Genomic DNA, 23,172 nt, shown 5'->3' with positions numbered 1-23,172 from the left:
AAATCAATGTAATTAGGGAAATCAACCAGTTGCAATTAACCCGAGTTATTTGATAAGATTACTTCAACCGAATAACGATTCTTATGAAGAGAGGCGGAGGGAAAGGCCCGATGAAGCCCGGCAACCCACTGATAATTCAGGAAGGTGCCAAATCCTGCAGAGTAAATGTACTCTGAGAGATAAGAAGCAGATTGACAAAAAAGCCTTCTTCCTCTCCGGGAGAAGGCTTTTTTATAACACTCGGTTTCGACTAAGGTCTTATTCGGAAACAAAAAATCATTAGTATTCAGGCAGGGGAGAGATAACATGAAGTATGGATTTTGGCTGCCGATTTTCGGCGGATGGTTGCGAAACGTAGAGGATGAACAGATGCCCCCAACCTTTGATTATGCCAAACAAGTGATTCAGTCAGCAGAAAAATGGGGCTATGATACCACGCTGATTGCTGAGTTATATTTAAACGACATAAAAGGAATCGATGCCGATTCCCTGGAAGCATGGTCGACAGCAGCCGGACTGGCAGCAGTGACGGAAAAAATTGAAATCATGACCGCGGTACGTCCCGGGTTCCACAATCCTGCTGTAGCAGCAAAAATGGCAGCGAACATTGATCATATCAGTAACGGCCGGTTCACACTGAACGTTGTCTCAGCGTGGTGGGAAGAAGAAGCGAAACAATATGGTGGAGCGTTTACCGCTCACGATGAGCGGTATGACCGGACAGAAGAATTTCTGGATGTGTTAAAAGGGATGTGGCAGGAAGAGACATTCTCTTACCATGGCAACTATTATGAAGTGAACAATGCCAAGCTGGCTCCCAAGCCGGTTCAAAAACCTTATCCGACTGTGTATGCGGGAGGCGAAAGCGACCGTGGCAAACAGGCGATTGTCGATTCCTGTGACGCTTATGTCATGCACGGAGGCACGGTCGATGAAATTGCAAGCAAGATAGCGGAAATGAAGGTTCGGCGGGAAGAAGCCGGCCAGCCAGCATTCCACTCGTTTGGTATGGCGGCTTATGTAATTTGCCGAGACACTGAGGAAGAAGCACTGGAAGAATGGAGACGAATTACCGATGTGAAGGATACGGCTGGATATGCCGGTTACCAGGATTTTATCAGCAAGTCACAGCTGGAGCAGCAGGTGAAACGGAACGATTACTCGGTTTCGAATCGGGGTCTTCGTCCAAATTTAATTGGTACACCGGAACAAATTGCGGAACGGATCGCGGCATATGAAGAAGCAGGATTGGATTTACTGTTATTGCAGTTTTCCCCGCAACTTGAAGAGATGAAACGTTTTTCAGAACAAGTGATGCCGCTTGTGGAGGAAAAAAGACGCCAGTTATTTAAATAAAAAGACGCCAGTTATTTAAATAACTTGAAACGAAACCACACCAAGGAGAGGAGACGGCAGAATGAGCAAAGTATATGTAATCCATGAAAACAGTGAGTGGACCGAACACCTGACCAAACGATTGGAGGAGCTGGAGGTTCCTTATGAAGAATGGTTTTTAGACCAGGGGATGGTCGATTTAACAGAAGAACCACCCGAAGGGATCTTTTATAGCCGGATTAGTGCTTCATCCCATACAAGAGATCATCGATATGCCCCTGAATTGACGGAGGCGGTTTTAGCATGGCTGGAGCGACACGGGCGCACGGTGATCAATGGCAGCAGTGCACTTCGACTTGAATTGAGCAAGGTCAATCAGTATATGGCGTTGAATGAAGCGGGAATCCGTACTCCGAAAACGCTGGCAGCTGTCGGCAAGGAGCAGATTGTGGATGCGGCTGAAAAACTCAATGCAGCATCATTCATCACGAAACACAACAGGGCAGGAAAAGGGTTGGGAGTTCAGTTGTTCCATACCATCGACGGATTGAAGGAGTACTTGGATGGCCCCGATTTTGATGAGCCGGTCGATGGCATCACCCTTGTTCAGGAATATATACAGGCACCCGAGCCATATATTACCCGCTGTGAATTCATCGACGGAAAGTTTCTATACGCTGTTCAGGTCGATACGTCGGAAGGATTCGAATTATGTCCTGCAGATGCCTGCACAATCGATGACTTGTTCTGCCCAGTGGGAGAACAACCGGAGGATCAATCAAAGTTCCGCATTGTGGAGAATTTCAACGAGCCGATTATTGAAAAGTATGAACAATTCCTGGCGGACAATGGTATCCGGGTGGCAGGGATTGAGTTCATTTTCAATCAAGATGGAGAGCTTTTCACTTATGACGTCAATACAAACACCAATTATAATTCCGAAGCAGAAGCCAAAGCAGACAAGTATGGCATGCTGGAAATGGCAAGGTTTTTGAAGCGGGAGTTGGAAGCAGTGCAACAGAAAAACGCTGTTTCTATCTAAATAGCAGCATGAATTGGTTATATTCCACCCAGGGGTGTTTTCTTGCATCTATCTTTATGATTATAAACAGGCGGGAGAAGGCTTTGGCTGAATGCTACGGCTCATCCATTCTGATTTGAGAAATTTTGCCAGGATGAATAATCTTTAAAGACCCAAAATAATCCTGTCTTTCAATTTTCATAAGAACATTTAGCTTCACAAATTTATTCTCGGGGCCTTAGAGGGATAAGAAAGATCACGGTTTCTCTAGAATCTGAAAGGGGTTATCCATCGTTTCTCGGATAACCCCTTTTGTCCTGTATAGGAAATGATAAATTTGACTGTCTGTGGAAAATTATTGGCTGAACCAGCCACGTCCAGCTCCAGCGCCTACCCCCTCGAGGTCTTAAGCCCACCCTCTGTGTGGCAAAAAGCGCCACGCCGAGGCTGTTCTTAAGCTTGTCGGAGGCCCCGACGATGTGGGTCATGCAGGCGTTGCCACAGGACGTGGCGGCTCTAGCCTGTACTCCTTTAAACAGGCGCTTGCGCCTTTGTCCTGTTTATTATATTTGACGAATGTTTGAAAGAAACCCTATAATATTTAATATCTTTGGCAAACTAAGAAAGGACGTGGACCGTTTTCCTTTAGCAGTAAAAATCGAATGAAAAAGACACTTTAGACACAGCAAAAAATTCAGAGAGCAAGCCGATGGTTTTCGGACTTGAAAATTATTCGATTTTTAAATGGTATGATCATAAATTCTATAGCAGAATAATTTCCCATCCAATGGTCTGCAATGATGACAGATAGAGAGAGGGAAGCGTTATTGTAGGCACTTGCTCCTTAACTTTCAGGAGGAAAAAAGTGCGACAAGATAAAAAAACAAGTTTGAATAACAAAACGGACAATCCCGTTTTTATCGTAAGTGGAGGACTGCTACTTTTATTTGTCCTTTTATCACTGATGAATTTAGATATGGTTGGGGGCTGGATTACAGCATCCTTCAACGTTTCTGCCAAATATTTCGGTTCTTACTGGCAGCTGCTGCTGTTAGCGAATTTGCTTATTGGCTTAGGCTTGGCCGTTTCCAAGTATGGAAAGGTAAGGTTAGGTAATAAAGCGAAGCCGGAAAATAGTTATTTCCGCTGGATTGCCATGATTTTATGTACATTAATGGCCAGTGGAGGTGTGTTTTGGGCGGCTTCTGAACCGATGTATCACTTTATTACGAATCCCCCGTTGTTTGAAGACAACTCCTCGACCATGGCAGGTATCGACCCTGCATTAGCACAAAGTTTCATGCATTGGGGTTTTATGGCTTGGGCGATTTTGGGAACTCTGGCAACCATCGTTCTCATGTATGCTCATTATCATAAAGGTTATCCGTTGAAACCGAGGGCGATGCTTTACCCGCTGTTTGGTGAAAAAATCTTTCAAAAGAGTGTAGTCGGCACAGTAGCCGACATTGTTTCGATTGTGGCGGTTGCAGCCGGTACCATGGGACCAATCGGTTTTCTCGGTATGCAGCTGACCTATGGTTTGCATTCCTTGTTCGGAGTGCCGAATAACTTGGTAACAAATATCATTGTTATTTCCGTTCTCGTCGTGATAGCAGCGATTTCAGTTGCAACAGGTGTTGATCGCGGTATTCAATTCCTGAGCCGGATGAATGTCAGTTTGACTGTTGTGCTTGCAGCTTTCATGCTGGTTGTAGGACCTACGATGTTTCTTGTCAATAAGTTTATTTCGGCAGAAGGATTCCATTTGCAAAATATGCTGACGATGTCGACCTATCAGGGAGATCAAGCCTGGCTTGGTGCCTGGACGGTATTTTTCTGGGGCTGGTTTTTGGGGTATGGCCCGATGATGGCTATCTTTATCAGCAGAATTTCCCGGGGAAGGACTATTAGGGAATTGATCATCGCAGTCGCCATTGTAGCGCCGTTGATTAGTAATTTTTGGTTCACCGTTGTCGGTGGTAGCGGAATCAATGCTGAATTAACCAATCCGGGAGTCATTTCCGATCCATTGAGCGAAGGTGGCATGCCTGCCGCAGTGATGGCAATCATGGATCAGATGCCGCTTGGATTACTATTGGCAATAGGCTTCTTGATTGTCACCCTTGTGTTTGTGGCAACGACGGTCGATTCGATTTCCTATACCGTTGCGGTCACATTAACCGGTAACGATCACCCGCAAAAATGGATTCGTGTATTCTGGGTGCTGCTATTCGGAGTGCTATCGATCATTTTATTAGCAATTGATCCGGGAAGTATCACGGCTATCCAAAATTCTATTGTCGTGACAGCGGTGCCGGTATCCTTGCTGATGCTTCCGACATTGTGGGATGCAATCAAAGTGGCGCGCATTTTAGGGAAAGAACAGCAAATCTTTCCTGCGAAAGCAAGTCAGCCTGTCCGGGAAGAAGAGACAGCTGATAAGGATTTAGTCGAAGATTAATATGTTTATTTTATGGACCGCCTTTTGCTAAGGCGGTTATTTTTTTTACAGGAAACCATAAGTCGCAGGAATGGAGTGTAAGGCAAACGAGCTTACAAAAAAAGCCCCGGAAACCGTTATTTAACGATTCGGGGCTTTCTCTACGTAACTTCCTTCATCAGAGCCTGTAGCTGATCTTTGTTGATGATCAAATCGCCGAGAGAATATTGGTCAAGTGTTTCCAGGAATGCATGCAGTGCTTTGCCGAGCACACCCTGCAAACGGCAGGCGTCGCTGATCAAGCAAGTATCCTTCTTGGAGGGATCAAAACATTCGACGACAAAGAAATCTTCCTCTGTTTGACGCACTACTTCTCCTATCGAAATGGTGTGTGGGTCTTTTGCAAGACGCAGACCTCCATTACGTCCTCTTACTGTCTCTATATATCCTAATTTGCCAAGTTCATAAATGACCTTCATCAAATGGTTATGCGAAATATTATAAACAGCTGAAATCGTTTTGATTTGGACCAGTTGACCTTCCGGACGGGTGGCCAAAAACATCAGTACTCGCAACGAATAATCAGTAAAACGTGTCAATTTCATAGTAATCTTCCTCTTTTCTGATTATGTGTTAAGTGTACCATATTTTTTTAGATGGAGAGAACATGCCGTTTTTCCTTCGCCTGCTTTACCGGTAATTTGAACGATTTGTGGATGGAATGTGGCAAAATTCAAAAACATGTATTTCAAATATTGCTTTAATAGTCGGATAGTGAAAAGATGTATACATAATACATCTTTAACTGGAGGTAATCCTATGTTAACTCAAAAAACGATTGAAATTGTAAAATCTACAGTGCCTGTTTTAGAAGAACATGGTACGACGATTACAACCCGCTTCTATCAACGTTTATTTGAAAATCATCCGGAACTATTGAATATTTTTAACCATGCCAATCAAAAGAAGGGCAGACAACAACAGGCGCTAGCCAACGCTGTTTACGCTGCTGCGGCTCATATCGACCAGCTTGAGACGATTTTGCCGGTTGTGAAGCAAATAGCGCACAAGCACCGGAGTCTCGGTATCAAGCCGGAGCATTATCCTATTGTAGGAGAGAATTTACTCCTGGCTATAAAAGAAGTGCTGGGAGACCAGGCTACAGATGAAATCATTGAGGCTTGGGGAGAGGCATACGGTGTCATTGCTGATGTGTTCATTCAAGTAGAAAAAGAAATGTATCAGGAAGCAGCCGAAAAAGAGGGCGGCTGGAAAGACTTCCGTCCGTTTATCGTAGACAAAAAGGTGAAAGAAAGTGATGTTATTACGTCATTCTATCTCGTTCCTGCAGATGGCGGCAAACTGGCCGATTACTTACCAGGACAGTATCTTTCTGTGAAAGTGAAGATCGAGGGGGAACCGTACACGCAAATCCGCCAATACAGTCTTTCCGATGCGCCGGGAAAACCGTATTACCGGATCAGTGTGAAACGGGAAAAAGGACAAAATAATCCCGATGGAAAAATCTCCAACCACCTTCATGGTCATGTGAAAGAAGAGGACACCATGGAGGTTAGTGCACCCGCTGGCGATTTCACGCTCGACCTGGATAGTAACAGACCGGTCGTGCTCTTGAGCGGGGGAGTTGGATTGACGCCAATGATGAGTATGCTACGGACAATTGTGGATCAACAGCCCGGACGTAAAGTCACTTTCATTCATGCCGCCCAAAATGGAAAAGTACATGCTCTGGACGAACAAGTGAAGGAGCTGGCAAGAACGAATGGAGATATCACCAGCTATGTCGTGTACAGTGATCCGACGGAAGCAGACAAAGCAGCCGGAAACTTTGACAAAGAAGGTTATGTTACATTGCCATGGCTGAAAGAAGTTCTTGGCACCAATCAAGCTGATTTTTATTTCTGCGGCCCTGTTCCATTTATGTCAGCAATCAATCAATTTCTGCTGGAATGGGAAGTCCCTGAAAATCGCATCCATTTCGAATTTTTCGGACCGTCAATGAATTTGGAAACTGCTTCGTAACAAAAGTAAATGCATAGTCTCGGTGGCAGGACAAAAGCAAGGCCACCAAAGCAAAACCGGGTGAATGCTAAAAGCTAATAGCATTCGCCCTGTTTTTTGGTTTTGTAAGTTCCTTAGATCCTTTTATCCTGTTGTTTGATGGGTGCTTTGTATCGCTACGGCAAGATACTACGCTTTCCACGGGCACGGCTTCAACTTCCTCAGAAAGCACAAGACGCTTTCTTACGGGATTTTCAGCTCGTGCTGTTCCCGTAGGAGTCTCCGTATCTTGCCTTCGCTATGTTATCGTGTTCTGATTTCCACATGATTAATGACAGGGAAAGCAATCCATATCCTTGCAAACCATGGGTCAAGTGTTATTAAATAATAATTGAAGTATGTATCTATTCTCTGCTTAATTAAGGAGGAATCGCGATGGCTTTTGTTATCACAAGTCCTTGTAAAGACGAAAAGGCGGCAGAATGTCTTACTGTCTGCCCGGTTGATTGTATAGAAGAAGGCCCGGATCAATTTTTTATCGACCCGGATATTTGCATCGATTGCGGCGCCTGTAAAGCGGTATGCCCGGTGAATGCAATCGAAGAAGAGTATGATCTGACACCGGAACAGGAAGTCGATCTCGAGAGAGCGGAAGCGTTTTTTGCCAACCGATAACATACACACCTAAAGGCAGGTTCTTCCAAGAAGAGCTTGCCTTTTTGCACGTGGAAAAGGAGGAGTAACATGGACTACATAACTTATTTGCGTTCGATGGTCGGTCATGAAAAAGTGATCATGGTGGTGGCAGGGGTTTTCGTATTAGATGAACAGGACCGCCTACTGTTGCATTTACGCTCCGACAATGACACGTGGGGGCTACCTGGCGGCTATATGGAGATGGGGGAAACGGTTTCTGATACGGCAAGAAGAGAAGCTTTTGAAGAAACTGGCCTGTGTCTTGGTGAATTGGAATTGTTCAGCATCTATTCAGGACAAACGAAAGAAAAGACGCTCGGCAACGGCGACCAGGTCGCAATGGTGCAGATTTGGTTCATTTGCAGAGAATACAGCGGCGAGTTAATTCGGGAAAATGAAGAGTCGTTAGATGCCAGGTTTTTTCCGCTTGATGAACTGCCTGACCAATTATTCGAAAGCCATGTTCCGATTATTGATGATTATACCAGCGGTAAGCAGCGGCCGATCGTTGACTGACTCCTCTTTTGGAAAAAGAGGCCGGAACAAAAGCATGGCTGCCGAGCACTTTGTATGCTCTCTTTTTTATCCTGTTGCGTGCTTCCTATGCTACTGCAAACTACTACGAGCACGCATCAAACAACAGGATAATAAAGAAGTCTATTTAAGGAACACAAACATTAAAAACCGAACGAATTTGATTGATATGTCAAATTCGCTCGGTTTTTGCTTTGGTGCCGTGCTTTTGTCCCGGCCACTTTATTTTGGTCATGAAGTTTTTCCGGTTCCATTAAATATTCTTTTTATTGGTTAACCTGCTGGAATGTGGAAAATGCCTGCTTTTGCTCCTCCTCTTTATCCAAATAGTTGGCGTATTTTTTCGTCCAATTTTTAAGTGCGAGGAAATAAAGAGCAGCCGTCAAAACTGCCAAGGCTCCGATTGTGTACCAAAAGCTCCCTGATACGACGGCATCTGGGTAAGCGAGCCCAATAGGTGAAAACACGACATATACGGCACACATCAGGGCAAGCAGTAAAATGGTGACGGGTAAAGCATGTTTCCATGGTACGAGGCTGACTTTGGGATCCTTTTTGAAAACATAAGCTTCTTTCCGTGGCTTGGTAAAACGAAAAGCCAGGATGATGCCGACCTCGATGACGAACAAGATGCCATAAACGTGAATATAGTTAATGTCCAGTGAGAAACCAAATAAGTGATCGGTTCCCCAGATCATCAAATAATAGGCAATGACATGAAAAACAATTACAACCTTCGGTGCGATGGCTGGGGTGTATTTAGACAGAACCGCTGCCAACAGGATCGTCACGATTGGAATGTTGAAAAACCCTGTAAACTGCCGGATCAAATCCCACAGTCCATTTGGTGCATACATGAGCAGGGGAGAAATGAAAAACGTAATAAAGGCAATGATCGTTCCAAATAGTTTACTGATTTTGATCAGCTTTTCATCACTGACGTTCTTTTTGGCCCGCGGTTTGTAAATATCAAATGCGAACATGGTCGCAGCACTGTTCAACAAAGAATTATAAGAACTAAGAACGGCTCCTAACAGAACAGCAAGGAAAAAACCCGATAAATAAGTAGGAAGTACATTCGAGATCAGCGTCGGATAAGCCAAGTCGACGTTGCGCAAGTTTTCACCATACAGATGAAAAGCGATGATACCCGGTATCATCATGAACAATGGCACCAGCAGCTTGTAGAAGCCTGAATACAGTACCCCTTTTTGTCCCTCTTTCAAGCTTTTGGCTCCCAAAGTCCGCTGGATGACATACTGATTGGATGCCCAGTAAAACAGATTGGCGATAATTAAACCGGTAAAAATACTTCCAAAGGGAACCGAGTCGTCCGGACCACCGATTGCGTTTAATTTATCCGCGTTATTTACCGTGATTTCCTTCATGCCGCTAAGCATATTCCCATCTCCCAAGGCGAAAAAACCAAGCACCGGGACCAGGATACCGACAATCAACAAGCCAATGCCGTTCAAGGTGTCTGAAACCGCAACGGCTTTCAACCCTCCGAAAATGGCATATGCCGCTCCGATCAGGCCGACTATCCATACGACCAGCCAAACAGATTGTACATAAGAAACGCCCAGTAAGTCTGGTACATTAAACAAGCGCAGTACTGCCAAAGCACCAGAATACAGCATCGAAGGAATTGTCACAAATACATAGCCGAACATAAATAAGACAACAATATATAGTCGAACCGTCTTATCGAAACGCCGGCTTAAAAATTCTGGGAGCGTCGTTACGGATCCCCCTAAGTATTTTGGCAGTAAATAAAGTGCCATAATGACCACTGCGATCGGTGCGGTGACCTCCCAAGCCATATTGGACAGATTGGCGCGATAGGCTTGTCCGTTCAAACCTACCAGCTGTTCAGCGGAAAGATTGGTCAGCAGCAAGGAGCCGGCTATAAATCCACCGGAAAGCCCGCGCCCGGCAAGGAAGTATCCAGCTGAATCGTTTACTTGATTTTTGGTTTGCCGGTAAGCAATCCAGGCTACCAGTCCCATAAAAAAGAGGCACGATAATAATGTAAACCACAGATTGGAATAATTCATGGCAACTCGCTCCCATTGTTTGTAAATTTGTTTTGGTGTGACCTTCCCCTTTTTTGCCTTTCTTCAAACCAGGCAGTTGATTAAAACGAGGAGCGGGCGGTGTTTAAGTTGCTGGGGGAAGGATATATAGGAAGTAACTAGTCACAACTGAAGAAGGAGGCTATTTAATGGAAAACAAAAGCTTGCAAGGCAAAACAGCCATTGTGACAGGTGCAGGTTCGGGAATCGGCCGTGCTTCTGCATTGCGGCTGGCACAAGCAGGTGCCAAGGTGGGACTGGTCGATATCAAGGAAGAAAACGCTGCTGAAGTTAAGCAGGCGATCGGTGATGCCGGTGGAGAAGCCATCATCATCGAAGCGGATGTATCTGAACCAATCCAGGTAGAACAAAGTGTCAAAAAGGTGCTCGACACGTGGGGACAGTTGGATTTTGTTTTTGCCAATGCCGGCGTCAATGGACATTTGGCTCCGATTGAGGATTTGCCTGTTGAAGAGTGGGACCAAACGTTGACCAATAATCTAAAAAGCACCTTCTTAACCGTCAAGTATGCAATCCCGGCAATGAAAAATAAGGGCGGAAGTATCGTCATCACGAGTTCCATCAATGGAAACCGTACATTTTCCGGTATCGGTATGTCTGCTTACAGTTCATCCAAAGCAGGTCAAATGGCATTCGGAAAAATGGCAGCATTGGAATTGGCGGAATATCGCATACGGGTCAATGTCATTTGCCCGGGAGCAATCGAGACTAATATCGGTGAAAATACCCATAAGGACCAGGGAAATTTGAAAAAGGTCAAAATCCCGATAGAATACCCGGAAGGCAACCAGCCGTTGGAGCATGGTGGAGGGAAACCCGAACAGGTAGCTGACTTAATCCGATTTCTTGCCTCTGATGAGTCCTCCCATATTTCCGGAACGGAGCTGTATATCGACGGGACGGAATCCTTGCTTCGTTAGCATCTATCCATTGTTTGACAAAGAACCTTCCATCCTCTATCATTTATCTTGAAATCGAGATATTTTAAAATTAAATTAGAAGAGGGATGCATATGGAACTAAAAGGACTCCATCATGTTTCAGCGATAACGGCAAATGCGAAAAACAATTATGAGTTTTATACAAAGGTTTTGGGAATGAGGCTGGTCAAAAAGTCAGTCAACCAGGATGACACCAGTATGTACCACCTGTTCTATGCAGATGAAGCGGGCAATCCGGGTACGGACCTTACCTTTTTTGAAATTCCGCGGGCAGGGCATACGTATCCTGGGAATAACAGTATTTCGCTTACTTCTTTGCGGGTGAAAGATGACGAGGCTTTAGCTTATTGGGAAGACCGCTTCAACGAATACGAGGTTGTACATGAGGGGATTATCGAGCAATTCGGAAGAAATGTATTGTATTTCCGCGACCCGGAAGATCAGCGGCTTGCACTTGTGTCGGATGAGACCAATCAAGGTGTAGCCGGGGGAACTCCCTGGGAGCAAAGTCCGGTACCGCAGGAGCAGGGCATTATTGGCCTTGGACCTTCCAAGCTGACAGTTCCGCAGGCGGAACGTACCGTTCAAGTGCTGACAAACATCCTTGGATTCCGTAAGGTGGGCAGTTATGACTCGCCAGGGGGCGGTGATATTCAAGTGTTTGCTACCGGAGAAGGCGGCACAGGGGCGGAGATACACGTCGAGGAACGGGAAGGGCTGCCTAAAGAACGCCCAGGACGAGGCAGTGTACATCATGTCGCTTTTCGCGTCGAGGATGAGCAAGAACTTGCCCAATGGGCAGAAAAAATCAAACAAGCAAGATTCCCTAACTCCGGACTGGTTGATCGTTACTACTTCAAGTCGCTCTATTTCCGGGAGCCGAATGGGGTTTTATTCGAATTGGCTACTGACGGTCCTGGTTTCGCAACGGATGAGGATATCGAACATCTTGGTGAAACGGTCGCATTGCCGCCGTTTTTGGAAAACAAGCGGGCAGAAATCGAAGCAAAACTGGAACCATTGGATACGACTCGGAATCGGTAAAAGACAGCAGGGGGTTAACTCCTGCTGTTTTTGTGGAAAAAATAGGTGCTTTCCCTTAGTTAAGAAATGCATTTATTATGTTAAAGTGTGGATATAAGAGGTGATAAAATAGAATGTGAAGACAGCAGAATTTTATTAAAAAAGGAGGATTTCCGGTGAAAAAATACTTATTTACTTTTAGTATCTTACTTGTTTTGTTTGGTTGTTCTAATAATCCCCCCGAAGAAAGTGCCAATCATTCTGAAAACCAAAGTCCTAATAATCAATCTGAGTTGGAAGAGGACATACAAACCATGATGGAGGATCACGATTATTTGGCGGAAAATATTATAGACTATGAGATAAAAGATGATTTTGTTTATGTGTTTTCGTACATAAGACAGACCGGTCTTAGTGTTGCCGTTTTAAAAACGAATGCTGGATCTTTGGAGTGGATAATGGAAGAGAAGTCTATTGAGACCGTTTCGTTGGGAGACCCGGATGTAAACTCTCCAGTCTTGACGGTAGTACAAAGTGATAATCCTAATGTCAAGAATGTAAAAGTGGAAGGGAACAATGCCAAGTTGATTAAACAAACAGTTGAATTAGCTGATGATTACAATAAAGAAGTGGCATTCTGGATTCACTTTTCAGAAATGAATGAAGACTTCAAGGATCTGAAAAACCTTCCTTCAGAAGATGTGGAGTATATCGACTAATACATTAGAAAAGCTGATTGCTCCCTCAAGAAGGAGGGAGTGGTTGTTGTTAGTAGTTTTGAAAATTGTAACCCTCCAAAGAGGACGCGCTAGTATATCTTATACTACCTTCATTAACTTGACCTTTAACACCTCCGGTAGATCCTCCCATTCCCCCTAGAATTTTCACCCCTGATGCATAGTAGCCAATAGCTGTAAGTGGATGCCATGCAGGATGTCCTGAGCAATCCGCACCCACTACATTGCGAATGCTGAGAAAATCCATATTTGTTTGGAATGTCAATTCCACTCCCATTACCACTTTAGCAGGTATAGCTGCAGGCAACATTCGATGAACTCCTAATACTGGACAAGGTCTTACTGCCATTGTGAATCTCCTCCTAGTAATTTAGTGTACGGCCCGTACATTAATACAACCTGATACTCACTTTTTGAAAAAGTATTTATAAATTCCTTAACGAACGTGCTTAATATTGTAAGTCATTTATAATTTGCTGGAGGAAGCAAAATGGCAGAAACAAGAAAACAAATACTTCCCTAACGAAAGGGAAGTATTTGTTCCATCTTACTCTGCAGGTTCAAGGTCTTCAATCGAATCGATGTCCATATATGATGGAACAACGAGGCCGATCTTGGCCCCTGATAGGTTTTCTCCTAAATCTTCAAATTCCCCTTCATGCTTTTCGTAGAAAGCACCATGCGTTGCCGGCATCCATGGGGCAAGGGAAGCATCTGCGTCTCCTGCTGCAATTGCCTCAAATACAACAGATGGATCGACCGGTGTAAGGGTCACATCGTATCCTTGTTGTTCTAATACAATTTTCGCCACATTGGCTGAAGAACGCTCGGTATCCCAAGGGGTAAGAACCAATTCTATCGACTTTCCATCGACGGGCTCGACTCCTTCCGTCCATTCATCCACCACGTCTTGGTTGTCATCTACCCACTTTTGGGCAGCTTCTTCAAATTCCATTTCCTGGGCATCAAGCATAACTGATTCCATGTCCTCCGGCTCCCAGTGGAAGTTGTCCAAAATCGTATAAGCCTCAGGCATATCTTCTTTTAAACCTTGTCTTGCTATAGTGATGATCTTTTCTACGTCACCATAAACTCCGTTTGGATCCTCTAAGTACTTCAGGTCCCATTTGGCAAACATATAGTGAGGAGACCATCCAGTAACGACGATTGGTTCCTCCTTGTCTATTGCATCTCCTAAAGCTGTCAACATGGCAGCTGTGGAGGATTTTTCGTGTTCCCATCCAGCGAGGTTTTCATACTCCTCTACAGCGTTATCCGTTGCTTGTGCAATGCCGGCACCTGGCTCAATCCCAGTGATGGTATGCTCTACCTCTTCACTGATATTTGCAGAACTATCAGATTGATCGTCTCCGTCGCCGCTATTATCTTCCTGTTGTCCGCATCCAGCTGCGATAAGAGCCAAAGATAGACCAGCGATAGCCCCTATTTTTTTCCACTTAAAATGAAACATACTGTCAAACACTCCTTTAATTTTGCCTAATGCTACCTGTTTCGTTTTTAATGTAGCATTACTATTCCTCATTTAACGTCTGTACATACTATATCTTTTTTGGGGGAGCATGCTCAAACGCCAAATTTAATGATTTTATTTGAATTGTTTGTACAGTTTAAACTTTACAAAACCTGAAAGCGGTCTACTATTCATATCCTTTCATTTTCTCCAGTTTCCACCATTATTTCTAATTTGATTTTATCCTAAAAGTGAATCAATGGCTGCGAATCGATGCCATTCCGGTATGGAAGGGTATTCAGACGCTGGCGAAGCATTTGTGTGCGTCTTGAAACCCTGCTTTATTCACTCATCCGCAGTTCCTAGCGTCATCCCCCCATCGACCACCATTTCTGTACCCGTGCAGTAAGAGCTTTCACTAGAAGCAAGAAACGCGACCGCTTGGGCGACCTCAACTGGTTTACCAATTCGTCCAAGAGGAACCGAGTCGTAATAAGCAGGAACATCCGCGCCTTGCTTGACCATATCTGTTTCAATTCCACCAGGATGAACCATATTCACCCGTATACCCTTTGGCCCTAATTCGATAGCTGCAGCCTTGGACATTGCCACCACCGATGCTTTTGTAGCGGCATATGCAGAAGATTTACGAATCGGCGCAAAAGCAGATATCGATACATTGTTAACAATTGAACCGCTTTGCTGCTTTTCCATCTGTGGGATGACTGCCTGCATTCCCATGAACACACCAAGTTGATTAACATGTATCAATTGTTGATAGTCCTCCAACGTTGTTTCCATAAAAGGTTTACGTTGGAGAACGCCTGCATTATTTACTAACACATCAATCCTTTTAAATTTAGTGACCATCTTATCGACTGCCGCTTTCCAATCCGACTCCTGTGTAACATCTATCTGAACAGGAATTGCATGGTCCTCTCCGATTGATCCCGCGACTTTTTCGGCCTCTGCATAGTTGCGGGCACCAATTCCCACTCTGGCACCCAGTCCGGCAAGGTGTTGGGCAATAGCTTTTCCCTGGCCCCGATTGGCACCTGTAATCAGAATGACGTGATCTTTCAAGTCTGGCATATACTCACTCCTTAAAGTTTCATTCGTCCAAAACACTTATGTAAAACATACAATGCAGCTGATCCTTTTTAAAGCAAAAAAACCTCAGAAAAAAAGGGATGTGGGATTATGTATTTTCAGCCTTTTCATGGCCTGCTGTTCCTCCGTTTCATGTTAAAAAAGGACTACATTGACTCAAGTCTGCCCCATACCAGCGACAGTGATTACGGTTAAAAAGAATAATAAAGCAGCTAGGCATAGCAGAAACGCGATTAATGCAATGCTATTTTTCTCGGATTTTTTAAAAAAGGCGATGAAAGAAGATACTATTCCAAAGGAAGCATTTATCAGGATACCAAGTTGCATCATTTCGGGATTCCTGTATGTATAAATGAAAACGCATGCCAATATACCAAAAGCTAAAGAAACGAAACTCACCCAAGAGTACCTTTTCATTTAGTCATCTTTTCCTAACTGGTTATTATTAGTGCAACATAAACAAATAAATGTGTAAATCTCGAACGTTAGTCCTTTCTTGATTGTGTAGATTTTACACCATTTGATTTGCTAATGAACCAAAAAACGGTATTCTTGAATAGGACTAAGCTAAATAACGGAGGGAAACAGATGGCATTTCAGGCAAAAGCGGTAATTCTCGACATGGATGGAACCATGCTTGATCAAGCAAACCAAGTGAGCGACACATTGGCAAACATCATCAAGACAATCCGTCAAAATGGCAGGCTGGTATTCATTGCCACAGGCAGGACTTTAAAGGAAGTGAAAGATCCCCTTCCTGCTGACTTAGAGGTGGATGGAATAGTCTGTGCCAATGGCATGGTGGTGTACATAAACGGGAAGCAAATTGTAAAACATTCCTTGGACGATATTTTGGTCAAGGAGTTAGTGGCTAAGGCACAAGAGGAAAAAATGTATTATGAAGTGCATCCGATAGAGGGTAGCGGGTCAGCTTTGATCAAGGATAAAACCTATTTTACTGCAGAGATTGAGGATCCGAAACCGGCCTCAGTCAAAGAGGATGAATGGCTGTCCCGGAAAGCTGCCATCAAGGAAGATATTGAATGGACGGATAATCTGCCGGTGGACAATGCCGCCAAGATCTATTTCTTCAGCAGAGACAAGGAGCGGATGACTTTCTGGAAACAGACCTTGGACCAGCTAAAGCAAAAGCATGACTTTAGTGCGTTCGCTTCTTCTGACCATAACGTAGAAGTGATGGAAAAAAATGTTTCCAAAGCAACTGGTGTTCAATATTTGTTGGAGCATTATGGTTTGACCAATGAAGAGATCATGATGATCGGCGACAGTGAGAACGACCTGCCACTGATGGAAATAGCCGGGTATGCGGTCGCGATGAAGAATGCGGCGGATATAGTAAAACAGCAAGTGGATGAAGTAACGACGCACAGCCACAAAGAAGACGGGTTATACCGGTTTTTATCTGAAAAATTTGTTGAGTGAAAGAGGAGCAAGTCCGGCTGAGTAGTTCACTTTTGATGGAGAAAATCTAAGTTAACAAGAAAAAAGCATACCAAATCGCATAGTGATTGGTATGCTTTTTTACGCTGGTATATCCAATTTTTGTTATAAAACTTCCCAATTTAAAAAATTTCTTAAATGGCAGTTTACTTGAATAAAGCCGATTTAAGAAAAGTGATCTTCATTAAAAGAGGTGACACGATGGTTAAGAAAAGCCTCCAATTTCCCTTAACATTTTTTGTTGTATCAACTGTTTGGCAATTAATTTTCAATAAAGAGATTGATTGGCTGGATAACATAATGGTCTGTTTTATCATGTTCTTGTTTATTCTGTGTCATGAAAGGTCGAAGACACCATATAAGTGGGACGAGGACAAACGATGAGTAAATTATTGGTCGATATTTCGGTCCATTTATTTGATAGGAAAGTTTTTGAGACTATTGTCTATCTATTAAACAATCGAATAACAGATAATACAAGAATACGCTCGGGTGGAATTTTCAATTCTTGTATGCGAGACGTTTCGCTTCTCTTATGTTGTAAGCGTTACATTTGTGGCAATTGTGCGGACATGCCATAATTGAATTAATCAGAAATATTTTATCGGAGGGAGCAGGTCAGATGAATTACCGTCAATTAGGCAATACGGATTTAAAGGTAAGCGAGTTGAGCTTTGGTACTTGGGCAATCGGTGGCTCCTGGGGCAATACAAATGATGAAGAATCCTTGAAGGCTCTCCAGCATGCTATGGATGCCGGGGTTAATTTTTTCGATACAGCAGATGTTTACGGAGATGGGCATAGTGAAGAACTGCTGGCCAAGGCGACAAAAGGAAAAGAAGATGACATTCATATTGCCACGAAATTTTGCCGGTCCGGCGATATCGAAGATCCTGAAACGTACTCGGAACGGCAGGTAAGGGAGTATTGTGAGAACAGCCTGAAACGGCTGGAGAGGGAAACAATCGATTTGTATCAGATTCATTGTCCACCTCTCGCCATTTTGAAAGACGGCAGGGTCTTCGAGGTGCTGGATAAACTGAAAGGCGAAGGGAAAATCCGCCACTATGGTGTCAGTGTAGAAACCGTGGAAGAAGGTTTATATTGTTTGGAAAATACGGATGTTTCTGCCTTGCAAATTATTTTCAACATTTTCCGGCAGAAACCATTGGAAGAATTGATTCCACAGGCTTACCAAAAAGGAGTAGGGATACTGGCACGCGTGCCCCTTGCGAGTGGTTTGTTAACCGGGAAGTTTAGCGAAAACCACAGCTTCCAGGCGGATGACCACCGCAATTTCAACCAAAACGGGGAAGCATTCAATGTGGGAGAAACGTTCGCAGGACTGGAGTTCAATAAAGGTGTCCAGTTAAGCGAACAGCTGAGATGGATCGCTAACGACAGGGACAGCATGTCGAAAGCGGCACTACGCTGGATTCTGGACCATGAAGAAATCACGTGTGCTATTCCTGGCTTCAAGACGGTCAAGCAGGTTGAAGATAACTTGAAGTCATTAGAAGTGCCAAGCTTCAGTGCCGAAGAAATGGACAAATTGCAAAAGTTTTACCAGCATGATGTCCATGATCATATTCGCGGCGCTTATTAAACGCCATCGAAGTTTCCCGAATGAATAGCTGGTAGAAGAAGGACTTCCACGGACCTGGGAGTCCTTTTTGCCTTTATCTTTGCTATTCGACTGTTGAATATTAAATTAACTTAATTAAGCTGTGGTATAATCTAGGTACAAAAAACAACAGGTGGGAAAAGCAATGCAGCGTGGAAGCTTTCAGTGGATGAAGACGTTGAACAAGTCTATTATCCTGAACAAAATCAGGACAGACGGCCCTATATCGCGGGCCCAAATAGCCAAAGACACCAAATTGACGCCCCCAACGGTAAGCAGTATTGTCAAAGAGCTGATCGAGCAGGGAATCGTCCGGGAAAGTACCCAGGGAACATCGCAGGGCGGCCGCAAACCGACGATGCTGATTATCAACAGTACGGAATTCTACATAATTGGAATCGATGCCGGACCTCGTACCGTCAAATTTGTGCTGGCTGATTTGTCGGGTGACTTGAAGGAAGAAAAAATCACTGCCGTAAACAGTACGATAACCAGTCATCAATTTATTGACATCCTGATCGCAGGTATAAAAAACCTTTTATTAGCCCGGCAATCTTTAGCCCAAAAGGTAGTCGGGATCGGCGTTGCCATGCATGGCGTAGTGAAAGTGGAAGAAGGCATATCCGAATTTGCACCGAATTTGGATTTACACGATGTTCCGATCAAACAGGAACTGGAAAAAGCGTTCGATTATGAAGTGAAAGTCGAAAACGATGCGCGGGCGATGGCTTTGGGAGAAGCCTGGTTTGGGGATAGTGCAGGAGTAAAAAGCATGCTGGCATTGAATATCGGCAGCGGTATCGGTGCCGGACTGATGATTGACGGAAAACTTTACCACGGGGAATATGACTTGGCGGGAGAGATCGGTCATATGACGCTTGATATTAATGGGGAGAGGTGTACATGCGGAAACAATGGCTGCCTGCAAACTGTGGCTTCTGGTCCGGCGATTGAAAAACGTGCAAAACAGTTGCTCGCAGAGGGAAAGGCTGTAGGTCTGTCTTCTCTTGCCGGAGGAAATCCGGAAGAGGTATCCGGCGAACTCGTTTATCAGGCGGCAATCCAGGGAGACAAGGACTCCAAGGCGATACTGGAGGAAACCGGAACCTATATCGGTATTGGACTCGCCAATCTAATCCATGTCATCAACCCGAGTAAAATCGTCATCGGCGGGGGTGTTTCCAATGCCGGGGATATGATTTTACAGCCTATTAAGCAAACCATTAAAGCAAGGGCACTGACAGCGGAAGCGAAACAGACGGAAGTCACTATTTCGCCGTTAAAAGAAAATGCGACGGTTTTAGGGGCGGTGGCACTGGTGTTGACAGAGTTGTTTGATCCGATGGCGCCTGGTGCATAAAAAATGATGTATTTCATCTTTTTTACGATTAAAGAAGGGGAACAAATGGCGATCATGCTACTATCCTCCCTCTAAAGATACCAGAACATTGGAAGTAAGTAATAAAAAAGGAGCCGGGTTTTTCGGCTCCTTTTCCATTGATGTCCTATTTTAAGTCTACTTTTATAGGTTCCATTTTAATCGGTTTTTCGTTTGCGCTTAAGGTAGCGAACGGAACAAGGAGGGAGTAGTTCTTAAAATCGAACTCAGCCGGATTCTCTATGGTATAAATGGATTGAAAGTGCAAACTGTTTTCATCGAGTACAGTTGCCTGATCACTCCGAATCTCATGTTCAAGCATCTTTTGTCTGTCCAGTTCTCCTTTTTCATCCCTCCGAACATTGTCTGATTTAATTAGTTGGATAAAATCAGCAAAGTTTTGAATGATATCTTTTCTGATTTTACTTGTATCGGTATGTTGTATCGTGTAATCCACTATTATTTGATCTCCGTTTTGTTCCATGTTGGTTACCTTAACAGCATAGTTAAACCTGTTGCTTTCCACTGTGAAAGGCGCTTGTTGATCCATCGTTCCAACCTGCATCGTATCATTTTTTACTATTTCGGGTTGAATCGTTAGAGAGCTTGCATCCTCACTGATTTTGCTGCTAAATAATTCTTGGTAATCTTTTGTAACAGAAGACCCATCTGACTTGGTTGTTAAAAGATTTGGATGGAATTTTGATAATCGATTACCTTTATTATCGATTACATGGATTCTAATTTCATCTTTCTCCCCCGCTGATGGAAAAGTGGTTTTGTAATTTAATGTTGTGGTTGCTTCCCCCTTGACGACCGATTCCATTGTAAGAGAGTAACCTTTGCTTTCCAATTGACTCTTAGCATCGGTGTAAATTGTCTCTGGAGGAATTTGCTCAACAGGAATATCGAAATTCCACTTTCCTTTTACACCGGTAATCGAAGTAAAGGTTAAGGGTAACGAGTAGCTTGCAGGTAAATCAGCTTCTGCGTTATAAAACTCCATTGAAGCGATATACCCATCTTCCGTTTCTGTCAATTCTTTCATCGTCGAAGACCATTGATTTTGTTCTTTTCCATCAAAAAGGTGAAAGGCATATCCGGCTTCTGGTCCGCGATCGCCACCCATGTTTTCCAGAGAGATTTTCTCGCCTTTTGCTTGGAACGTGACTCCGATGATATTCCCGTCATAATAAGCGCTTGTTATGGTTATATCAATTCCGTTACTCGTCGCCTTTTTGTTTAGCTTGGTCACTAAATCACTTTCCATTAACTCATGACCAATTTGTAAGCCTGCTTTTTCATAGACGCTGCCCAACAAGGGAACCGTTGACAAGGCATAGGAAACGGGGGCGAAAACGAATCCGGCTGCCAGGAAGAAGGTGGCTGCCCCTGCTGCAATCGTGCTGGAAAGCTTGATTCTGGATTTTCTCCGTGCCTTTTTTTCTGTTCGCCCTCTGGTTATTCCTTTGTCTATCGCATGAAAAATCTCGCTTTGGGGAACATCGATTTCGCTGATTTCTTTATGATAACGCTCTTTGTCCACAGTGATGCACTCCCTCTATATAATGTTTTAATTCCTTTTTTGCTCTGCGCAAATAGGTTTTGACGGTGTTTTCCGGCTTTCCCATGGTTTCAGCGATTTGATGAATGGGTAAGTCTTGGTAATAAAATAAGATGATGACTGTCTGATATTGTTCACTTAACTGAGAAATAGCGTTCAGCAAATCCATCTTTGCTTCTACATCCTGATTTCCCTCTGTTTCAGGTTTATGATGAATAAGGTTTTCATCATAAATCACCTTTTTTCGTTTTCTCAATAACTCATAGGCTGTGCGTATAAGAATTTTCGTAAGCCATGTATAAAAGTATTCAGGTTTTTTAACTTGGTTTATGGAGATAAAAGCTTTATAGATTGTTTCCTGAAGCACATCGAGAGCGTCTTCTTTATTTTTAACGTAAAGAAATGCTGTTTTATATAATTTCTCGCTTTCTTTTTTTATAAGTGTTTCAAAGGCAGCTTCGTCTCCATTTATTGCCTTTTTGACTAAGGGTGAATGTTTCAAGTTTTTGCCCTCCTTTCACCTGTTAGAGCAATTAGTGAATAGAAAAGTTTCAAAAAAGTATTTATTTCCTAGAACAAGAGAGCCCCACTCCCGTCATAAAGAAAGGGTGCTAATCAATATTAGCACCCTTTCTCGAGAAATAGTTATTGAATTGTGTTTGCTCTTTCTAAGAAAAAAATTGAAATACCGTCCGAGAATAATAGTCTTCCCCGGCAGGCAGGAAACAGGAAGGAAATCCTTGATGGTGCAGTGAGGCGGGAGAAGCCTGTGTCTCAAAGCAAATACCCAGATATTGCGCAGATTCCCGCTCTTTCAGCTGCAATCCTTTTCCAAGTCCATTGGAAGTGTACATGACCATTCCAGGCTGGTCTGTCTTGATCATCATTTTCCTTCCACTAGTTTGATCGACAGCAGTGACCTGGGATTCCTGATTTTTGTCAAAAATAAAGTAATGGTCGTAGCCGTGCCCGGCATAGATATTCTGCTGGTTATCGGATTGGATTCCATCCTCTATTTTTCTACCCTGGCGGAAATCAAACACCGTTCCCCTGACATCCAGTTTGTTGCCGGTTGGAATCAACGCTTCGTCAAGCTCGACGAACTGGCTGCTGTCAAGCGTTACTTCATGTTTCCGGATATTCGATTTTAAATTGCCGCTTAAATTAAAGTAAGAATGGTTGGTCGTTGTCAACACGGTGTCCTGGTCTGCGGAACCCTGATAGGTGATCGAAAATTGATTGGTGTTATCCAACGTATAGGTGATTTTCATTTTCAGGTTGCCGGGATATCCGTTTTCACCGTCCTCACTGTGATGGGTAAAGACAACGCCCACCATATTTTCTTTTTCAAAGGCTTCTGTTTGCCATATCGTTTTATGGAAGGCATCCGGTCCGCCATGTAAATGGTTTTTCCCTTCATTCGGGGGGAGTTGATAAGTCTTTCCATTAAGGGAAAAAGAGGATCCTTCGATTCTACCGGCGACACGACCTATCAGAGCGCCAAAGAAATTTGGATTGTCGAGATAATCTTCGTAGTTTTCATATCCGACCACGATATTTTCTTTGCGGCCGTTCTTGTCGGGCACCAGAATCTCCGTGATAATGCCGCCAAAATCGAGGCAGCTCAACTCCATTCCGCGATCATTGGATAAAGTGAAGCGTTTCCAGTTCTGTCCGTTTGAAACGGAAATTTCTTCCTGTTTGATTTGCATTCGATACA

The 23,172-nt window shown here is 43.8% G+C and carries 21 protein-coding genes and 1 riboswitch; of the genes, 12 read left to right on the top strand and 9 right to left on the bottom strand.

Annotation, left to right across the window (positions count from 1 at the left end; all coding sequences use genetic code 11):
• Positions 1-78: 78 nt before the first annotated feature.
• A riboswitch (SAM riboswitch) is annotated at positions 79-186 on the top strand.
• Between the two features lie 120 nt (positions 187-306).
• From ERJ70_RS18160 to ERJ70_RS18150, 3 genes are all read left to right on the top strand, one after another.
• The gene (locus tag ERJ70_RS18160) at positions 307-1,356 is read left to right on the top strand and encodes an LLM class flavin-dependent oxidoreductase (RefSeq protein WP_209366145.1); all 1,050 of its coding nucleotides are present in this window, start codon (positions 307-309) and stop codon (positions 1,354-1,356) included.
• 61 nt (positions 1,357-1,417) lie between these two features.
• Positions 1,418-2,377: an ATP-grasp domain-containing protein gene (locus ERJ70_RS18155; protein ID WP_209366144.1), complete on the top strand. Its 960-nt coding sequence runs from the start codon at positions 1,418-1,420 to the stop codon at positions 2,375-2,377.
• Between the two features lie 844 nt (positions 2,378-3,221).
• Positions 3,222-4,817 (top strand): BCCT family transporter, encoded by a 1,596-nt coding sequence (locus tag ERJ70_RS18150; protein ID WP_256439060.1) that lies wholly within the window; start codon positions 3,222-3,224, stop codon positions 4,815-4,817.
• 140 nt (positions 4,818-4,957) lie between these two features.
• Here the strand turns inward: ERJ70_RS18150 and ERJ70_RS18145 are convergent, their stop codons facing one another.
• Positions 4,958-5,401, bottom strand: a complete 444-nt coding sequence (locus tag ERJ70_RS18145) for an RrF2 family transcriptional regulator (RefSeq protein WP_209366143.1) — start codon at positions 5,399-5,401, stop codon at positions 4,958-4,960.
• Positions 5,402-5,615: 214 nt separating this feature from the next.
• Here ERJ70_RS18145 and hmpA point away from each other — a divergent pair, with 214 nt between their 5' ends.
• From hmpA to ERJ70_RS18130, 3 genes are all read left to right on the top strand, one after another.
• Positions 5,616-6,839 (top strand): NO-inducible flavohemoprotein, encoded by a 1,224-nt coding sequence (gene hmpA / locus ERJ70_RS18140; RefSeq protein WP_209366142.1) that lies wholly within the window; start codon positions 5,616-5,618, stop codon positions 6,837-6,839.
• 414 nt (positions 6,840-7,253) lie between these two features.
• Positions 7,254-7,493, top strand: coding sequence for a ferredoxin family protein (locus ERJ70_RS18135; RefSeq protein WP_026568729.1), 240 nt, complete (start codon positions 7,254-7,256; stop codon positions 7,491-7,493).
• Positions 7,494-7,562: 69 nt separating this feature from the next.
• Positions 7,563-8,030 carry an NUDIX hydrolase gene (locus tag ERJ70_RS18130; RefSeq protein ID WP_209366141.1) on the top strand — a complete coding sequence of 156 codons (468 nt, stop codon included), beginning with the start codon at positions 7,563-7,565 and terminating at the stop codon, positions 8,028-8,030.
• 284 nt (positions 8,031-8,314) lie between these two features.
• On the opposite strand, the gene ERJ70_RS18125 is transcribed toward ERJ70_RS18130, so the two are convergent.
• Entirely contained in the window at positions 8,315-10,105 is a 1,791-nt protein-coding gene (locus ERJ70_RS18125; protein WP_209366140.1) for a solute:sodium symporter family transporter, read from the bottom strand.
• Between the two features lie 167 nt (positions 10,106-10,272).
• Between ERJ70_RS18125 and ERJ70_RS18120 the strand changes: the two genes are divergently transcribed.
• The 3 genes from ERJ70_RS18120 to ERJ70_RS18110 all read left to right on the top strand — a co-directional run bounded on the left by ERJ70_RS18120 (position 10,273) and on the right by ERJ70_RS18110 (position 12,826).
• Positions 10,273-11,064, top strand: coding sequence for an SDR family oxidoreductase (locus ERJ70_RS18120; protein WP_209366139.1), 792 nt, complete (start codon positions 10,273-10,275; stop codon positions 11,062-11,064).
• 92 nt (positions 11,065-11,156) lie between these two features.
• Complete coding sequence (locus ERJ70_RS18115) at positions 11,157-12,128, top strand: ring-cleaving dioxygenase (protein WP_209366138.1); 972 nt, start codon at positions 11,157-11,159, stop codon at positions 12,126-12,128.
• A gap of 155 nt (positions 12,129-12,283) precedes the next feature.
• Complete coding sequence (locus ERJ70_RS18110; protein ID WP_209366137.1) at positions 12,284-12,826, top strand: membrane lipoprotein lipid attachment site-containing protein; 543 nt, start codon at positions 12,284-12,286, stop codon at positions 12,824-12,826.
• 49 nt (positions 12,827-12,875) lie between these two features.
• On the opposite strand, the gene ERJ70_RS18105 is transcribed toward ERJ70_RS18110, so the two are convergent.
• The 4 genes from ERJ70_RS18105 to ERJ70_RS18090 form a co-directional block, all read right to left on the bottom strand.
• On the bottom strand, positions 12,876-13,193 hold the full coding sequence (locus tag ERJ70_RS18105) for a hypothetical protein (RefSeq protein WP_209366136.1): 318 nt from the start codon (positions 13,191-13,193) through the stop codon (positions 12,876-12,878).
• Between the two features lie 198 nt (positions 13,194-13,391).
• A complete protein-coding gene (locus tag ERJ70_RS18100; RefSeq protein WP_209366135.1) occupies positions 13,392-14,315 on the bottom strand; it encodes a glycine betaine ABC transporter substrate-binding protein in 924 nt (307 codons plus the stop codon).
• A 345-nt stretch (positions 14,316-14,660) separates the two neighbouring features.
• A complete protein-coding gene (locus ERJ70_RS18095; protein WP_209366134.1) occupies positions 14,661-15,407 on the bottom strand; it encodes an SDR family NAD(P)-dependent oxidoreductase in 747 nt (248 codons plus the stop codon).
• A 174-nt stretch (positions 15,408-15,581) separates the two neighbouring features.
• Positions 15,582-15,755 carry a hypothetical protein gene (locus tag ERJ70_RS18090; RefSeq protein WP_209366133.1) on the bottom strand — a complete coding sequence of 58 codons (174 nt, stop codon included), beginning with the start codon at positions 15,753-15,755 and terminating at the stop codon, positions 15,582-15,584.
• A gap of 258 nt (positions 15,756-16,013) precedes the next feature.
• Here ERJ70_RS18090 and ERJ70_RS18085 point away from each other — a divergent pair, with 258 nt between their 5' ends.
• The 3 genes from ERJ70_RS18085 to ERJ70_RS18075 all read left to right on the top strand — a co-directional run bounded on the left by ERJ70_RS18085 (position 16,014) and on the right by ERJ70_RS18075 (position 19,870).
• Positions 16,014-16,868, top strand: coding sequence for an HAD family hydrolase (locus ERJ70_RS18085; protein WP_209366132.1), 855 nt, complete (start codon positions 16,014-16,016; stop codon positions 16,866-16,868).
• Between the two features lie 640 nt (positions 16,869-17,508).
• A complete protein-coding gene (locus tag ERJ70_RS18080) occupies positions 17,509-18,492 on the top strand; it encodes an aldo/keto reductase (RefSeq protein WP_209366131.1) in 984 nt (327 codons plus the stop codon).
• 163 nt (positions 18,493-18,655) lie between these two features.
• On the top strand, positions 18,656-19,870 hold the full coding sequence (locus tag ERJ70_RS18075) for an ROK family transcriptional regulator (RefSeq protein WP_209366130.1): 1,215 nt from the start codon (positions 18,656-18,658) through the stop codon (positions 19,868-19,870).
• Positions 19,871-20,015: 145 nt separating this feature from the next.
• Here the strand turns inward: ERJ70_RS18075 and ERJ70_RS18070 are convergent, their stop codons facing one another.
• From ERJ70_RS18070 to ERJ70_RS18060, 3 genes are all read right to left on the bottom strand, one after another.
• Positions 20,016-21,434, bottom strand: coding sequence for a DUF4179 domain-containing protein (locus ERJ70_RS18070; protein WP_209366129.1), 1,419 nt, complete (start codon positions 21,432-21,434; stop codon positions 20,016-20,018).
• Complete coding sequence (locus ERJ70_RS18065; protein WP_209366128.1) at positions 21,412-21,954, bottom strand: sigma-70 family RNA polymerase sigma factor; 543 nt, start codon at positions 21,952-21,954, stop codon at positions 21,412-21,414. The genes ERJ70_RS18070 and ERJ70_RS18065 overlap by 23 nt, the downstream gene beginning before the upstream one ends.
• Before the next feature lie 166 nt (positions 21,955-22,120).
• A complete protein-coding gene (locus ERJ70_RS18060) occupies positions 22,121-23,164 on the bottom strand; it encodes an aldose epimerase family protein (RefSeq protein ID WP_209366127.1) in 1,044 nt (347 codons plus the stop codon).
• Between the last annotated feature and the right edge of the window lie 8 nt (positions 23,165-23,172).

The organism is Sediminibacillus dalangtanensis (assembly GCF_017792025.1).
Classification (GTDB): domain Bacteria; phylum Bacillota; class Bacilli; order Bacillales; family Amphibacillaceae; genus Sediminibacillus; species Sediminibacillus dalangtanensis.
Note: the sequence above shows the minus strand (reverse complement) of the source record. Positions and strands in the feature narration are given on the sequence as shown.

Bases quoted from the DNA above. Each gene is read 5' to 3' on its own strand.
- ERJ70_RS18160 (WP_209366145.1), top strand. From the start codon at position 307: ATGAAGTATGGATTTTGGCTGCCGATTTTCGGCGGATGGTTGCGAAAC.
- ERJ70_RS18155 (WP_209366144.1), top strand. From the start codon at position 1,418: ATGAGCAAAGTATATGTAATCCATGAAAACAGTGAGTGGACCGAACAC.
- ERJ70_RS18145 (WP_209366143.1), bottom strand. From the start codon at position 5,401: ATGAAATTGACACGTTTTACTGATTATTCGTTGCGAGTACTGATGTTT.
- hmpA (WP_209366142.1), top strand. From the start codon at position 5,616: ATGTTAACTCAAAAAACGATTGAAATTGTAAAATCTACAGTGCCTGTT.
- ERJ70_RS18135 (WP_026568729.1), top strand. From the start codon at position 7,254: ATGGCTTTTGTTATCACAAGTCCTTGTAAAGACGAAAAGGCGGCAGAA.
- ERJ70_RS18130 (WP_209366141.1), top strand. From the start codon at position 7,563: ATGGACTACATAACTTATTTGCGTTCGATGGTCGGTCATGAAAAAGTG.
- ERJ70_RS18125 (WP_209366140.1), bottom strand. From the start codon at position 10,105: ATGAATTATTCCAATCTGTGGTTTACATTATTATCGTGCCTCTTTTTT.
- ERJ70_RS18120 (WP_209366139.1), top strand. From the start codon at position 10,273: ATGGAAAACAAAAGCTTGCAAGGCAAAACAGCCATTGTGACAGGTGCA.
- ERJ70_RS18115 (WP_209366138.1), top strand. From the start codon at position 11,157: ATGGAACTAAAAGGACTCCATCATGTTTCAGCGATAACGGCAAATGCG.
- ERJ70_RS18105 (WP_209366136.1), bottom strand. From the start codon at position 13,193: ATGGCAGTAAGACCTTGTCCAGTATTAGGAGTTCATCGAATGTTGCCT.
- ERJ70_RS18100 (WP_209366135.1), bottom strand. From the start codon at position 14,315: ATGTTTCATTTTAAGTGGAAAAAAATAGGGGCTATCGCTGGTCTATCT.
- ERJ70_RS18095 (WP_209366134.1), bottom strand. From the start codon at position 15,407: ATGCCAGACTTGAAAGATCACGTCATTCTGATTACAGGTGCCAATCGG.
- ERJ70_RS18090 (WP_209366133.1), bottom strand. From the start codon at position 15,755: ATGATGCAACTTGGTATCCTGATAAATGCTTCCTTTGGAATAGTATCT.
- ERJ70_RS18085 (WP_209366132.1), top strand. From the start codon at position 16,014: ATGGCATTTCAGGCAAAAGCGGTAATTCTCGACATGGATGGAACCATG.
- ERJ70_RS18080 (WP_209366131.1), top strand. From the start codon at position 17,509: ATGAATTACCGTCAATTAGGCAATACGGATTTAAAGGTAAGCGAGTTG.
- ERJ70_RS18075 (WP_209366130.1), top strand. From the start codon at position 18,656: ATGCAGCGTGGAAGCTTTCAGTGGATGAAGACGTTGAACAAGTCTATT.
- ERJ70_RS18060 (WP_209366127.1), bottom strand. From the start codon at position 23,164: ATGCAAATCAAACAGGAAGAAATTTCCGTTTCAAACGGACAGAACTGG.